18 protein-coding genes and 1 riboswitch are annotated in these 14,367 nt (G+C 30.9%); of the genes, 8 read left to right on the top strand and 10 right to left on the bottom strand.

What is annotated here, in order from left to right; translation table 11 throughout:
- Positions 1-16 precede the first annotated feature (16 nt).
- From rpsO to THEYE_RS09015, 3 genes are all read right to left on the bottom strand, one after another.
- Positions 17-286, bottom strand: coding sequence for a 30S ribosomal protein S15 (gene rpsO / locus THEYE_RS09025; protein WP_012546801.1), 270 nt, complete (start codon positions 284-286; stop codon positions 17-19).
- A gap of 69 nt (positions 287-355) precedes the next feature.
- Complete coding sequence (locus tag THEYE_RS09020) at positions 356-2,383, bottom strand: ATP-binding protein (protein WP_012546036.1); 2,028 nt, start codon at positions 2,381-2,383, stop codon at positions 356-358.
- Positions 2,373-3,512 carry a metallophosphoesterase family protein gene (locus THEYE_RS09015; protein WP_012545188.1) on the bottom strand — a complete coding sequence of 380 codons (1,140 nt, stop codon included), beginning with the start codon at positions 3,510-3,512 and terminating at the stop codon, positions 2,373-2,375. The genes THEYE_RS09020 and THEYE_RS09015 overlap by 11 nt, the downstream gene beginning before the upstream one ends.
- A gap of 96 nt (positions 3,513-3,608) precedes the next feature.
- Here THEYE_RS09015 and THEYE_RS09010 point away from each other — a divergent pair, with 96 nt between their 5' ends.
- Together THEYE_RS09010 and THEYE_RS09005 are read left to right on the top strand one after the other, a co-directional pair.
- Positions 3,609-3,881, top strand: a complete 273-nt coding sequence (locus THEYE_RS09010) for a non-specific DNA-binding protein Hbs (protein ID WP_012546355.1) — start codon at positions 3,609-3,611, stop codon at positions 3,879-3,881.
- Between the two features lie 52 nt (positions 3,882-3,933).
- Positions 3,934-5,100, top strand: a complete 1,167-nt coding sequence (locus THEYE_RS09005; RefSeq protein ID WP_012545487.1) for a small ribosomal subunit Rsm22 family protein — start codon at positions 3,934-3,936, stop codon at positions 5,098-5,100.
- 35 nt (positions 5,101-5,135) lie between these two features.
- Here THEYE_RS09005 and THEYE_RS09000 read toward each other — a convergent pair whose 3' ends face one another.
- Positions 5,136-5,423, bottom strand: coding sequence for a GYD domain-containing protein (locus THEYE_RS09000; protein ID WP_012546546.1), 288 nt, complete (start codon positions 5,421-5,423; stop codon positions 5,136-5,138).
- 63 nt (positions 5,424-5,486) lie between these two features.
- On the opposite strand from THEYE_RS09000, the gene cutA reads away from it, so the two are divergent.
- Genes cutA through THEYE_RS08985 form a run of 3 tightly spaced genes read left to right on the top strand, consistent with a single transcriptional unit; the run spans position 5,487 to position 6,301 of the window.
- A complete protein-coding gene (cutA, locus tag THEYE_RS08995) occupies positions 5,487-5,801 on the top strand; it encodes a divalent-cation tolerance protein CutA (RefSeq protein ID WP_012545706.1) in 315 nt (104 codons plus the stop codon).
- Complete coding sequence (locus tag THEYE_RS08990) at positions 5,798-6,103, top strand: hypothetical protein (protein WP_012545893.1); 306 nt, start codon at positions 5,798-5,800, stop codon at positions 6,101-6,103. The genes cutA and THEYE_RS08990 overlap by 4 nt, the downstream gene beginning before the upstream one ends.
- 15 nt (positions 6,104-6,118) lie before the next feature.
- The gene (locus THEYE_RS08985) at positions 6,119-6,301 is read left to right on the top strand and encodes a DUF6800 family protein (RefSeq protein WP_012544915.1); all 183 of its coding nucleotides are present in this window, start codon (positions 6,119-6,121) and stop codon (positions 6,299-6,301) included.
- Here the strand turns inward: THEYE_RS08985 and hisD are convergent.
- Positions 6,294-7,565: a histidinol dehydrogenase gene (gene hisD, locus THEYE_RS08980; protein ID WP_012546313.1), complete on the bottom strand. Its 1,272-nt coding sequence runs from the start codon at positions 7,563-7,565 to the stop codon at positions 6,294-6,296. The genes THEYE_RS08985 and hisD overlap by 8 nt on opposite strands.
- A 55-nt stretch (positions 7,566-7,620) precedes the next feature.
- Between hisD and THEYE_RS08975 the strand changes: the two genes are divergently transcribed.
- From THEYE_RS08975 to THEYE_RS08965, 3 genes are read left to right on the top strand one after another with little or no spacing between them, the layout of a single operon-like run.
- Complete coding sequence (locus THEYE_RS08975) at positions 7,621-9,411, top strand: KUP/HAK/KT family potassium transporter (RefSeq protein ID WP_012545274.1); 1,791 nt, start codon at positions 7,621-7,623, stop codon at positions 9,409-9,411.
- 59 nt (positions 9,412-9,470) lie between these two features.
- Entirely contained in the window at positions 9,471-10,988 is a 1,518-nt protein-coding gene (locus THEYE_RS08970) for an ArnT family glycosyltransferase (protein WP_012546376.1), read from the top strand.
- The gene (locus tag THEYE_RS08965) at positions 10,966-11,568 is read left to right on the top strand and encodes a phosphatase PAP2 family protein (RefSeq protein ID WP_012545448.1); all 603 of its coding nucleotides are present in this window, start codon (positions 10,966-10,968) and stop codon (positions 11,566-11,568) included. Before THEYE_RS08970 ends, THEYE_RS08965 begins: the two co-directional genes overlap by 23 nt.
- On the opposite strand, the gene tatA is transcribed toward THEYE_RS08965, so the two are convergent.
- The 5 genes from tatA to THEYE_RS08940 form a co-directional block, all read right to left on the bottom strand.
- On the bottom strand, positions 11,565-11,759 hold the full coding sequence (gene tatA, locus THEYE_RS08960; protein WP_012546776.1) for a twin-arginine translocase TatA/TatE family subunit: 195 nt from the start codon (positions 11,757-11,759) through the stop codon (positions 11,565-11,567). The genes THEYE_RS08965 and tatA overlap by 4 nt on opposite strands.
- A gap of 102 nt (positions 11,760-11,861) precedes the next feature.
- Entirely contained in the window at positions 11,862-12,287 is a 426-nt protein-coding gene (locus THEYE_RS08955) for a universal stress protein (RefSeq protein ID WP_012544986.1), read from the bottom strand.
- Positions 12,288-12,289: 2 nt separating this feature from the next.
- A complete protein-coding gene (locus THEYE_RS08950) occupies positions 12,290-13,450 on the bottom strand; it encodes a cation:proton antiporter (RefSeq protein ID WP_012546088.1) in 1,161 nt (386 codons plus the stop codon).
- A gap of 32 nt (positions 13,451-13,482) precedes the next feature.
- A riboswitch (Fluoride riboswitch) is annotated at positions 13,483-13,552 on the bottom strand.
- Between the two features lie 33 nt (positions 13,553-13,585).
- Positions 13,586-13,990, bottom strand: coding sequence for a HEPN domain-containing protein (locus THEYE_RS08945; protein ID WP_012546762.1), 405 nt, complete (start codon positions 13,988-13,990; stop codon positions 13,586-13,588).
- The gene (locus THEYE_RS08940) at positions 13,975-14,331 is read right to left on the bottom strand and encodes a nucleotidyltransferase domain-containing protein (RefSeq protein WP_012546212.1); all 357 of its coding nucleotides are present in this window, start codon (positions 14,329-14,331) and stop codon (positions 13,975-13,977) included. The genes THEYE_RS08945 and THEYE_RS08940 overlap by 16 nt, the downstream gene beginning before the upstream one ends.
- Positions 14,332-14,367 lie beyond the last annotated feature (36 nt).

The following is a 14,367-nucleotide window of genomic DNA, read 5'->3' as shown; positions in this document are numbered from 1 at the left end:
TACCTCTTTTCCAGATTTATTTTCTGATACTAAGTCTTTCAATGAGTTTACCATATCGTTCCTTATCAATTTTTTTAAGATAATTTAAAAGCTTTCTTCTTTGAGCGACTAATTTAATGAGTCCTCTTCTTGAATGATGATCTTTTTTGTGAGTTTTAAAATGTTCGGTTAAATAATTAATTCTTTCAGTCATCAAAGCAATCTGTACTTCAGGAGAGCCTGTATCAGAAGAATGCATTTTAAAACTTTCAATAATCTCTTTTTTTCTTTCAGGAGATATTCCCATTATTTTCACCACCTTTCTTAACAGGATTGATTTTAAAAATTAACATAAAATTAAGAATTTAGTAAAGTTTTAAGCCTCATTACTGACTGAAATTAGGCAGAAAAAGCCTTTCAATTCTTCAATGAGTTTTAATCTATTTTGATGACAACTTAGAATAATAACCTGATTTGAATTTGCAATCTCCTGTATTAAATATTTCATGCCTTTAAAAAATCTTTCATCATCTGAATGTGCAAATGGTTCATCCAGTATAAAAGGAATTTTCATGCCTTTGCTCAGGATGTCAGCAAGAATTAGTCTTACAGTAAGGTATATTTGTTCTGTTATACCGCCGCTGAGCTTGTTTTCAATTTCTTTTTCAGGTAAGGGATATTCAATTTCTGGAACTTTTATATTAAAAGAGAGGTCTTTGCCAAAAGAGATATGTACTGTTTTGTCTGTTATATTACTTAAAAGTTTTGAAGCTTTTTCATTTAATTTTTGAGACCAAAGTTCATGATGTTTTTTTGTAATGTTTTCCAGTACTTCAAAAGACTTTTGCAAAGCTTCTTTAAATTTTTCCAGAATTTCCAAGTTTTTTACAGCAACTTGTATATGGTCAGTTATTTTTTCTATTTCTTTTCTATGCTGTATAATTTTGTCATAATCTGCTTGTAATTTATGGATTTTATCGTTTATTTGTTCTTTAAGGTTGAGAAGTTTTTCTTTTTTTTGTTCATAGTCTTCAATATTTAAATTATTAAATTCTTTATTTCTGGAAATAATTTTTGATTCATAGAAATCTATTTCCTTTTCTGAAAGGAGAAGTTTTTTTAGCTCTTCAATTTTTCTGGAATTTTCAATAAATTCTTTAATTTCATTTTTATGTGTACTCACTTTTTTAAAAAGACTGAAGAATTCATTTTTGCTATTTATAGGAGCAGTAAAATTAGAAATTATGTAGTCTATTTTTTTAGAAATCTCGTCATGTTTTAAGTTTAAAGTTTTTATATCATGGTTTAATTTTTTATTTTCACTATTAAGTTTAAGTTGATAAAAAAAGGCAAAAAGGCAAAAAATAACTCCAATATAGAATATGTTATCTATAAAAATTCCTCCCAGAATACTGGAAATAACTGTCAGAATATTTATCAAAGATAGTTTTTTCAATAATTTTTTTATTTTCTTTTTTTTCTCTTCTTTTAACATTAAATCTTCCTGTAAGGACTGTATTTCATTTTCATAAAGAATTATAAATCGTTGTTCCTCAGGCTTTAGATTTTCAAAATTTTTGTAAAACTCAACCATGCCTTCAAATTCTTTTAATTCATCATTTCTTTTTTCAAGAATTTGGATTTCTCTCAAGTAAAAATTATTTTGTTGAATTTTCCATGTAGCATAATCACTGTCAAGTTTTATAATTTCATGATTTATATTTTCAAATTCGGAAAGTGATTCAATATAATTTTTAATAATTTCAGTTTGTTCCTCTACTAAATTTTGTAGATATGCTTTTTTCTCTTCATATTCAGTAAGTTTTTCTTTCCATATTTTTATTGCTGTATCCAACTTCCCTTTTGTATTAAAAGGAAATATCGCACCGCTGTGAATGTTATCATAAAGTGCTTCTTTTATTTTCGTTAAAGCTGAAGATGCTGATGTATCCTGAAAACCTGTATCAATAGCCTGTTCTAAAAAAGAAGTGACCGAATAGAGTTCTTTGGTATTTATTCCTGCTTTTTGAGCTAAATAAGAACTGTTAATAAAAATTTCTTTTGGAATGTTAAAAATAATTTCTCCAGGTAATTTTTTGATTATTCTTCCTTTAGTTTTAGTTTCATGTTTTATAGGATTCCCATTTTTAAATATCTGGTATCCCCTATAATTTCTTGTAATCTGAAAAAATTCATTGTCTGATTCAATTTCCAATGTAATTTTTCCATTGTTTAAAGGTATTAAAGGCTGTTTTGATGGATAAAGAGCTTCCAGTATAGATTTTGCGAGAACGGATTTACCAGCCTCATTTTTGTCAATTATCAGACTGCAAGAATGTTCAAAAATGAATTCTTTGTTTTTATAAGGTCCTATATTTTCTATTAATATTCTTTTAATTTTCATCATAAAATCTTGGTATTATCTGTTTACCAGCAAAAGCATCAAGCCCATAAATTAAAGCATCTTCAAGAATTTGTTTTTCTCTATTGTCTGCATTCTCAATAAGTTTGAGCATTTCATTAATAAATGCCCCAACGGTTGTTTCTGGTGAAGTTTCTTTTAATTTTTCAATATCAAATTTTGTAAACTCAGAAGTATCAAACAGAATCTTATATTCAGAAAAAAGCTCTTTTAAATGAATTATGCTCAAATCACCCATACCTTTGAGCTTTAAAATAAAAAGTGTATCGTCAGGATTACTGCTCTCAGAGATTTCCGAAGATATTATGTTTTTAATTTTTTCAATACCTTGAGATGTTGAAATCTCAATTTTTTTTATAGAAAAATCACTTAATTCAACGAATTCTATTTCAATAGTCGCTTTGCTGTCCTTTTTTGAAACTTCAACAATCAACCCACCTCTTTTACCATATTCAGATATTGAAGCTGGTACCATACTGCCTGGGTAGGCTGATTTTATTATTGAACCATCAGAAATTTCTGAATAATTATGATAATGTCCAAGAGCAACATAATCAAAATTAGATTTTAGGATGTCATTATCTTCAAAGGGATGCCAGATTTCTTTGCCTTGAGGAGAAAATTTAATTCTTGATGCATGAATAACTGCTATATTAATTTTAAATGGATTAATATTGAGAATTTTATCAAAAGCCTGGGTTTCTCTATTTAAACATGGTTTGCCATAAATTTTTACATCGCCAAATGAAAAAAGAGAGAATTCTGGTTTTTTAAAAATTTTTACATTTTCTTTCCATGCTTTAAGTTTTAGTATGTTAAGAAATCTTTCATCATAAGCACAGTTAAAACCTAAAAAATCATGATTTCCAGGTGAAATAATTACAGGTCTTGGATAAATTAATTCAAAAATCTCATTTAAGAACTCTATGTCTTCCCTGTAAATTTTATCATTTTCAAAAAAATCTCCTGCAATTATCATAGCATCAAGATTGTTGTCTCTAATAATATTAATTGTCTTTAATAGTGCTTTTTTGCAGTATTTAAGCCTATCTATACCTTTGATTTTTAAACCTAAATGAAGGTCTGAGATATGTAAAAATTTAAATTTCATTATTTTATTATAAAAAAATACTTGACATTATACGAAAAATTTGGTATTGTTTACATCAAATCCTTAATTTATCAATAAAAAAAGGAGGTATTAGGTATGACAAAGGCAGAATTGGTAAGCAAGATTGCAAGCAAAGCAGAGCTTACAAAGGCAGAGGCAGCAAAGGCACTGGATGCCACAATTGAAGCTGTTAAGGAAGCTCTCAAGAAAGGTGACAAGGTTACGCTTGTAGGGTTTGGGAGTTTTTATGTTTCAAAGAGAAAGGCGAGAAAGGGAAGAAATCCAAGAACTGGACAGGAAATTAAAATCCCTGCAACAAAAGTTCCCAAGTTTACAGCAGGAAAATCTTTAAAAGAAGCAGTAAAGTAATTTTTGAAAATTTATTTTAGGGGGAGTTTTCTCCCCCTAAATATTTTTAAAAGTGCAAGATTTACCTGAATTTCTTTTAAAACTGATTTTTAAGGACAAAACTCCCACAAAACAACAATTAAAAAATCTAATTTTAAAGGCTTCTGATCTTTTTACTTTTTTAGATTCTAAAAGACCTGAAGATTATATGAAAAATCAAGATTTTCTCAGAGGTTATCTCGCATATTTTGTGCCTGTTAATTTGGCAAAAATATATAGCCTTTTAAAGGAGCTTTTCAGACATCCCTTAATTTCCTCAAATAAAGACCTCAAAATAGTTGATATAGGCTGTGGTCCTTCTCCTGCAATTTTGCCAGTTTTTAAGCTCTTTGAAGAAGGAATAATTTCCTTAAGCTATGTTAGATATATAGGAGTTGAATTAGAAGAAAGGGCTATACAGTTTGGAAGAGAAATTATTGAAAGATTTAAACCTAAAAATTTGTCTATTAATTACGAATTTTTAAAAGCTGATGCAGCAGATGTAAAAACATATATTGAATTGAAAGAATTAAGACCTGACATAATGATTTTTTCAAATTCTTTGGGAGAAATATTTGATAACAAAGGACTTAGACAGGAAGATTTTATAAAATTTATAAAATATTTTACTTATCATAACGAAAGATTTAGTTTAATTATTATAGAGCCAGGAACAAAAAAATCAGCCTCAAGGCTTCACGGGCTAAGAGATAGTTTGATTAGAGAACTACACCTTTATCCATACAGTCCCTGTATTAATAACTTTCCATGTCCAGCACTTAAGGCTAACAATTGGTGCTACGAAGAAAGAAAATGGATTCCACCTGAATATCTATCTTTTTTAAGTGCAATAGGATTACAAATCAATTATCTTAAGTTCAGTTATGTGATATTAAGAAAGGATGGATTGAATATAAAAGATACTTTTCCTGAGGATGATATAGTTATAAAAAACACTTCTCACCTTCTTAAAGAAAAAGGCAAAAGCAGACTGTGGGGATGTTGGGATGGAAAACTTATTGATATTGAAAAACTAAAAAGAGATTATATTGAAGAAGATAAATGGCTCAAAATTAAAAAAGGCTGTTATTTTTCTTTTGATAATTTTATTACTCTTTCAGAAAAAAAAGTTCGTATTCCTATTTCTGGCTTAGTCAAAATTCTTTATTGTCCTGAAATTGTGTCTTTTATTTCTTTATAAATAAAACGCTCAATTGGTTCTGATTTATAAAATTTTTATTGTTTTAAATTTTTAATCAATTCCTCCACCTCAATTGCAGGCATTGTCATTAGTTGAACAGTGCCTCTTGAACCGAGTTGTACAGACATTTTCATCACTGTAATATTATCTGGAGCCTCTACGATATTTACAAAATCATATGGACCAAGAACAGCGTATTGTTGAATAATTTTAACTCCCATTTTTTCAATTTCTTTGTTGACTTCAAGAATTCTTTCAGGCTTTTCTTTTAATGTTTCTCTCCCTTCATCTGTAAGTGTACTTAAAATAACATAGTAAGGCATACAACACCTCCTGTAGTTTTTTCAATTATACCAATTTTTTTGTAAATTTTTTATAATTAAATTATGGATTACATAGTAGTATTGATAACCGCACCTAATGAAGATGAGGCAGTAAAAATATCAAAAATTCTTGTTGAAGAAAAACTTGCAGCTTGTGTAAATATTCTAAAAGATATTCGTTCAATTTATTTTTGGCAAGGTAAAATTGAAGATGAACAAGAAGTGTTGATGATTGTAAAAACAAAGTCAGAGCTTTTTGAAGAACTTGAAAAAAAGGTAAAATCACTTCATTCATATACTGTGCCAGAAATTATCGGAATAAAAATAAAAAAAGGTTCTGAAAGCTATTTAAATTGGATTAGCGAAGTTACAAAATGAAAGAAGAGGCTTACACTTCTTTAATTTGCAAAAAATTCTGTAATTACTATAAGCCCAATAAAGAAACAGAGTTGTGCGGAGGATATTTTTATCTCCGAAAATATATAACATCTCGTGAGTTATATGGAATAATTAAAATATTTCATTTAAATAATGAAAAATTGGCAAACCACGGTTTGTCCTTTATATGTGATAAATGCGATTTTAGAGAAGATGGATGTGATTTTTTTATAAATAAAAGCGAGGTTCCGTGTGGAGGATATTTAATAATCAGCAGACTATTTGATTATCTAAATATCTAAACGCAGGAGGTTGTTATGTCAAGAAGACTTGTTGACAGAGAACTAAGAAAAAGAAGACTTCGCAGAGAAAAATTAAGAAAGCTCAGAGAAAAATTCAAAGTTGCAAAGAATGAGGAAGAAAAGAAACAAATTTTTGAAAAAGTGTCAAAAATTGCTCCATCTGTAAAAATTGAAGAATTTATCGCATCTGTTAAGTAGTTTTTCTTACTTTTACTGTATTAGCATGTGCGTGCAGCCCTTCAAGGGTTGCAAGCACTTCAACATAAGGAGCAAGCTTATTGAACCCGTTTTCTCCCACTTTAATTAAAGAACTTTTCTTTACAAAATCATAAACACCAAGAGGTGAGAAAAATCTTGCAGTTCCTGAAGTAGGTAGTGTGTGATTTGGACCAGCTACATAGTCTCCTATTGGCTCTGGTGTAAATTGCCCTAAAAATATTGCTCCTGCATTTTTAAGAAGCGGCAGAAGCTTTTCAGGATTTTCAGTCATAACTTCAAGATGTTCTGGTGCTATTGTATTTGCAATATTGCAGGCTTCTTGTAAGGATTTTACAATAATTATCGCGCCGAAATTTTTGAGTGATTCTTTTGCTATGGATGCTTTAGGAAGTTTTTTAAGTTGTCTTGTAATCTCTTTTTTTACTGAGTTAACTAATTGTTCAGAATTTGTTACAAGAATGCTACATGCCATTTCATCATGCTCAGCCTGACTAAGCATGTCAGCAGCAACGAAAGCAGGATTTGCTGAATTATCAGCGATAATGAGAATTTCACTCGGACCTGCTATCATATCTATATCAACTTCTCCAAAGACAAGCTTTTTTGCTGTTGCCACATAGATATTACCAGGTCCTACAATTTTATCAACTTTTTTTATTGTTTCTGTTCCATAAGCCATAGCTGCGATTGCTTGAGCACCACCTATTCTGTAAACCTCTTTTATTCCAAGAATACTTAAAGCAGCGCAGACTATTGGATTAAGTTCTCCATTTGGAGTTGGAACGCATACTGCTATTTCTTTTACTCCTGCGACTTGAGCAGGAATAATGTTCATAAGCACTGTTGAAGGGTAGGATGCCTTTCCTCCAGGAACATAAGCCCCAACTCTCTCTAATGGTCTTATTATTTGTCCAAGAATAATATCTCCTTCCTGATACTGCCATGATTTTTCAAGCTGTTTTTCATGAAATTTACGGATTCTTTCCTCTGCAAAAATGAGAGCATTAAAGACGTCTTTTGATATATCTTTAGCTTTTTTTTCTATCTCTTTTTTACCGATCTTAAGAGGAAGGCTATGCTTATCAAATAGTTTTGTATATCTGGCTAATGCTTTATCTCCACTTTTTTTTATGTCATTTAAAATTTTTCTTACACTATCTTCAATTTTAGGTTCAGAAAATGACCTTTTTTGCAATTTTTTGACAAATTTTTCAAATATTTTTTTGTCTTTTATAATTTGCATAAGAGATTATACAAGGATTTGCTAAAAAATTACTACTGATATATAATAAACCTTCATGAGTGGAGTGATTAAAGCACTCGGACTTGTTTTCGGAGACATTGGTACAAGCCCTATTTATACTCTAACAGTTGCTTTCTTAATACTTGAGCCAACTTATGAAAATGTTTTAGGCGTTCTATCTCTCATATTTTGGACCCTTATCATACTTCCTACAATACAATATAACTTCCTTGCCATGAATCTAAGTATAAGGGGTGAGGGTGGCACAATAGTTCTCTCTGAGATATTTAAATCTCTTTCAAAATCAAATAAAACAAAAGCCTTTGTTACCTTTTTAGCTCTTATTGGAGTTTCTTTTTTAATAGGCGATGGGGTTATAACACCTGCGATAAGCATCTTAAGTGCTGTTGAAGGAACTGCTTTTATTCCAGGACTTGAAGGAATTTCGCAGGCTTCCATGGTGTTCATTGCAATTATAATTGCCTTTACTTTATTTCTCTTTCAGAAAAAAGGGACGGAAAAGGTCTCTTCAGCTTTTGGTCCAATTATGTGTATCTGGTTTTTATCTATTTTAGTCATAGGAATTCATTCAGTCTTTTTAAATCCTCAGGTTTTAAAGGCAATAAACCCCTATTATGCAGTAGAGTTTCTCATGCACAACGGATGGAAAGGCTATCTTGTGCTTGGAGAGATTATTCTCTGTGCAACAGGCGCTGAGGCAATGTACGCTGATATGGGACATCTCGGTGCAAAACCAATAAGAAAGGCATGGGCAATGGTATTTTTTGCTCTTTTTATAAACTATTTTGGGCAGGGTGCTTTTCTTTTAAAAAATCCGCAGGTTAAAAATATACTCTTTGAGATGGCTTTTAATTTTTCATCTTTTCTTTATGTGCCATTTTTAATTTTAAGTCTCTTAGCTACAGTTATCGCGTCCCAAGCAATGATAAGTGGAATGTTTTCAGTTGTCTATCAGGCTATAACAACAAGAATAATGCCAATGTTAAAAATTGACTACACTTCAAAGGAGCTTAAGTCCCAGATATATATTGGAAGTGTCAACTGGTTTTTACTTTTAGCGGTTATTTTAATAATGATTGATTTTGGTAGCTCTTCAAATCTTGCAGCAGCTTACGGACTCGCGGTTACAGGAAATATGTGCATAACAGGATTGCTTCTGGTTTCAATCTTTTTTCTAAAAAGAAATTATTATGCTATGCTGGCAAGTATTTTCATAATTTTTGTTGACTTTGTTTATTTCAGTTCCTGTTTATATAAAATTCCACATGGTGGATACTGGTCAATTATTCTTGCATTATTTCCTTTTTTAACGATGTTTATTTATATGCGAGGGCAGAAAAGACTTTACAGATTTATGATGTTTATGCCTTTAGATGATTTTATTCTTAAGTTTGAGAGAGTTTATGAAACAAATCCAAAGATACCAGGCACAGCGATTTTTTTCATCAGAGATAAAAATAAAATCTCTCCCTATATAGTTGAAACAATGTTTTATCATGGAATAATTTATGAAGATAATATATTTTTATCAATTGTAATAAGACCCGATCCTTTCGGAGTAACAGGATACTTTAAAGAAAATCTCTGTAAAGGCGTTAGAGTTTTTGAGATTCAGATGGGATATATGGAAGTTGTAAATATTGAAGAGATATTGAGAGAAAACGGGATAGATGAGAGAGCGATATTTTATGGGCTTGAAGAGATTATTGCAAGAGGTCATTGGAAGATTTTTGCTTTTTTAAAGAGAGTAACTCCTACATTTATAAGCTTTTTTAGACTCCCTTCACGAAAGCTTCATGGAGTTTTAACAAGAGTTGAAATGTAGAAATGTATGCAAAATGAACAAATTGAAGTAAGGCGATATGAAGTTTTATACTTGAAAATATGATAAGAAATCTTATTATTCTTATAGCTCTATTTATAGCTCTCTTTAGACTTGGCTCTGTAACACTTTTTGATGTTGATGAAGCAGTATTTGCAGAAGCAACTAAGGAGATGTTACAAAGTGGTAATTGGATAACGCCAACTTATAATGATGAACCACGATATGATAAGCCAATACTTTTTTACTGGTTAATGTCGCTCTCTTATAAAATCTTTGGAATAAACGAATTTTCAGCCAGATTTCCCTCTGCTTTGGCTGGATTTATTCTTTGTTTAAGCATTTTTATATTCTTAAATATTTTAAACCGAAAGCGTGAAGCCATCTATGTAGTTTTATGTTTTGCCTTTTCACTTTATTATTTAGTTTACACTCATGCAGCAGTTACAGATATGGCTCTTGCATTGTTTATTAGTTTATCTCTTTTTTCTTTTTATTTGGCAATATACAAGAACCAGAAATATATCTACGGCTTTTATATTTTTTCTGCTCTTGCTTTCCTAACCAAGGGATTAATTGGAATAGTTTTTCCTTTTTCAATTGCTGGAATTTACATTATTTTTATGGAAGGAATAAATGGTATAAAGCGAATTTTTAATTTTAAGGCTTTTATAGTTTTTCTTTTAATCTCCCTTCCGTGGTATGTTACCCAAATAGCAATAAATGGACAGGATTTTATTCAGCAGTTTTTTATAAAACATCATTTTATGAGATATACAGGAGTTATTTCAGGGCATAAAGGACCATTTTATTATTTTATCCCTGTTTTGATAATAGGACTTTTCCCTTGGATATCCTTTTTATCTCAGGGATTGAGAAATATTAGAAAGGATAATTTGAGGTTTTTTTCATTAATCTGGTTTTCATTTATCCTCATATTTTTCTCTTTTTCAACAACAAAGCTTCCAAACTATATTTTACCTGCTATCCCGGCAGTCTCAATTATAATCTCTCATGGAATGGCTGAGTTTAGAGAAAAACCCTCATCTGTTCCGTTGATTATCATCGGATTTTTATCTATTTTGTTTGCTGCTGCATTTTTAATCGGAGTCAATAAGATAAGACTATATCTACCCGATTTTGATATTACATGGTTGTATGTAATTACTATTGTAATGCTTTTATTTGCAGTGGTTAGCTTTTATGGCATTTTAAAAAGAAAAAACATATTTTTATCTATGGCTTGTTTGACATTTGTATTTCTTATGATAATCTCTTTAAAAATAATCCCCTATGTAAATAAAACACTACAAGAAAGTCTTTACAGATGCAGCCTTTATGTAAAAGAAAATTTAAAAGATAGAATAGTTTTTACATATAAAATCAACAAACCAAGCATTGTTTTCTATTCAGATAGAAAAATTCCCAAGATTGATAGCGAAGAAGAGTTACTTAATAGGATTCAAAAAAATGATAAAATAATGATTATTACCTCTGTTAAAGATTTAAGTTTTTTAAAAGACAGAGGCTTAAAGATTTTGTGGGAGGGAGAAGGGTATGCAGTTCTTGAAAAACTATAAAAAGATTTTTTTTGTTATTTTTTTAATCTTATTGTTTATCTTATTCTTTGATAAAAAAATTATGTTTTTTATAAAAGATTTTCAATCAACTTACCCAGCTATTCATTCTTTCTTTGAGATTTTAGATGCAGGAATGAAATTCTTCTATTATGGCATATTTGTGGTTACAGTGATTTTTACAATTTATGGTTTAATTACTAAAAAGGATTTTGGTAAATCTCTTGCAGTAGGGATGGTTCTTACAGGTATATTTGTCCAGATTAAGCATATCTTTGGCAGGGCAAGACCTTCAGCTTCAGTTGATGGTTGTTTCTTTAATGGACCTTCTTTTGGCTATACTTATTCTTCCTTTCCTTCAGGGCATACTACTTTTGCATTTATGGTCGCAACGGTCTTATCAAATTACTATCCGAGATATAGTATTCTTTTCTATATTCTTGCAGGTTGGGTTGGATTTGAAAGAGTTGAGGACTTTGCTCATTTCCCCTCTGATGTGATAGCAGGAACTGTTTTAGGAATAATTATAGGTAAGCTGGTATTACTTAAATTTTATTCAAAGCAAAAGCAAGGTAATGTTTAACTTTGTTTCTTATGTTCAATTTTTAAAGTTTCGTCCATATCTTTATTTGAATTTGACTCTGAGTCTGATACTGCTTTTTTGAATCCTCTTATAGCTTCTCCCAGTCCTTTACCAATTTCAGGTAGCTTTGATGAACCAAAAAGAACAATTATAATTATTGAAAAAAGAAATAAATCTTGATAACTAAGCATCTTATGCCCCCTTTAGATTTAAATCTAATTAACAATATACAACACTAATATTTAAGTTTTCAATATTTTTTGATATTGAACTTAAAAATTAAAAATACTGTGCTATTTCACAATCACCACAGGACATGTAGCGTATGTAGCAACTCTACGGGATACTGAACCAAGCAACCATCTTTCAATCTTTGACATACCTCTTTGCCCCATTATTATCATATCAAAGCCATTTTCTGAGGCGTATCTTACAATCTGGTCAGCTGGATGTCCTACTGCAATATCAGTTTTTACTTCTACTGAATGTGCTTTTGCTATTGGCAATATTTTTTCAAACTCTCTTTTGTAGTATTCAGTGGCGCTATCAATAACTGCTTTAGTTTCTACTATCTCGCCATGTTCTGGCGGCTGTGCTACAGAAAGAAGAAGGATTTCTTTATCCTTTGAAGCAAACTCATCTACGAGGCTTAAAGCAAAATTAAAAGCTTTCACAGATTCCTCAGAGCCGTCAAAGGCAACTAAAATTTTTTTAAGCATATTTAGCCCTCCTTTTTTGTCTTAGGTAAGAGATATTTTGGTAGATAAAAGGCATTTGCTATGATTGTTGGAATAACAGCACTACCAATTACTGCTGCAATTAAAAGTGAATACTGATTCTGGTCAATTATTCCGTGGGTTAAGCCAAAGAGTGCTGAGATTGAGCCAAAGGTAAGACCTGTTGACATAAGAAGAGTTGTATACATTCCTTCTTTATGTCTGAATTCAAATAGTTTAGTCACAGGATAAACTCCAGCAATTTTAGTAATCATTTTTCCACTTAATAATACCAAAAGAGCTATAGGTGCAGCAATAATTGAAGGAATTGAAACAAAATATCCAGCCCTTAAGAAATAAATTGGAGTTAAAAAACCTATTGTAAGAGTTCTAAGCCTTCTTATAAGTTGGCTATCCTTACCAACAGTTCCAGCTAAAACCATACCGATAATATAGGCTGGAAGCACTGCTTCACTACCAGACCACAGTGCAAGAGCACCGATACCAAAGAGAATAAATAGTAGGTACTTTGTTTCAAACTCTGAAGGTTTATTTCCGAATTTTTTAAATATTTTTGGAGTAATAAAGGGAACTAAAATAGCAACTACTATCATCACAACCATAAAAATAAGAGAATTAGTGGTAAATGGAGAGAAAATTAGTCCCAGCGCTATTACTGTTCCAAGATCATTGACAAAACAAGCTGCAAGAATGACTTTTCCAAATTCTGTTTTATTAAGTCCAAGTTCAAGCATAACTGCATAAACTACTGCTACAGAAGTTGTAGAAAGAGCAACTCCTGTAAGCCAGCTTGCTTTTGCACTCCAGCCAAGAATATAGTGAGCAACTGCTGTGCATCCAAGAAAAGGAGCAATAAAGGCGATTAAACCAATTCCCATTGTCTCTTTCCAGCGAGACTTTAATACATCGGGCTCAAGCTCTGCTCCAGCTAAAAATGTAAGCATTATAGCTCCAACAGAGGCAATAAATTTAATCCAGAGGTCATTTTCTCCAATTGATATTCCTGTTCCAGTAATAGCAAGACTTGCAATTGCTCCAACTGCTATTTCAGTTAAAGCTGTGGCTAAACGGAGCTTTGTTGCAATGATTGTAGAAATCAAAGCAAGTAAAAACCAAAAAGATGCTTGAAGAAGGATCTCCAACATAATACGCCTCCTTTTCAGGGTATAACTCTACCTTTAAGGTAGGAGTTATCAGCCCCTGAAAATCAGAGGCACTTACAGGCGAACTCCATCGCCTTTTTTAAAATAAAAAATTTTGAGTTAATCTGTCAATGATAATTAAATTTTTATGATATTCTTAGCTTTTTCTAAGAATTCTCTGGCTAAAACTATTGCTTCTTTTGAATCTTCGCGATCAAAAGGAATTTCTGGATAGTAATCAGCCTCCTCTCTCATTTTTCTAAGTCTTCCAATTACTTTCCCTATTTTTGTGTCAAAATCACCAGTTTTTATATAGTATAATCCAAACATTCTTTCAACCCCTTCATGGGTCTTTGGATCAACACATTTAATAAGTAGAAGTGCTTTTGCGGCATGATAAACTGTATAGTAAGCTGACACAATACTCTTATAGTAAAACTCTTTTTCTTGTAAAATATTAGCTGCTTTTAATTCTTCTTCAGCTCTTTTGAACTCATCCTTAGCTCTTATTAAAGCCTCTTTCTTACTTATTCTCTCAACCATAGTGTAATCCCGTCTTTTTTTATTTCTCTGAATAAACTTCTCTCTTTAAGTTCTTTCTCATTTATAAATAAAGCAGATGCTAAAACATTATACTTAAGCTCAAGTTCAGAAATGAAATCAAAAATTTCATATTTTTCTTGCTTATTAAGGGGTTTTTTTGTGATGAAAAGAAGGTCAATGTCTGATTCTTCAGTAAAATCACCTCTTGCCTTTGAACCGTAAAGAATGATTTTTTTTATTAGGGGATATGATACCCTTATTTTTTCAATAAGTTCATTTAAAAACCTTTCTTCAAAATAGTGTAAATGTCTAAGTTTGTTATTTCTTTTTAGCACCTTCATATCAAATTATAGCATAAAAGAAAAATGTAAATTTTC

The organism is Thermodesulfovibrio yellowstonii DSM 11347 (genome assembly GCF_000020985.1).
Classification (GTDB): Bacteria; Nitrospirota; Thermodesulfovibrionia; order Thermodesulfovibrionales; family Thermodesulfovibrionaceae; genus Thermodesulfovibrio; species Thermodesulfovibrio yellowstonii.
Note: the sequence above shows the minus strand (reverse complement) of the source record. Positions and strands in the feature narration are given on the sequence as shown.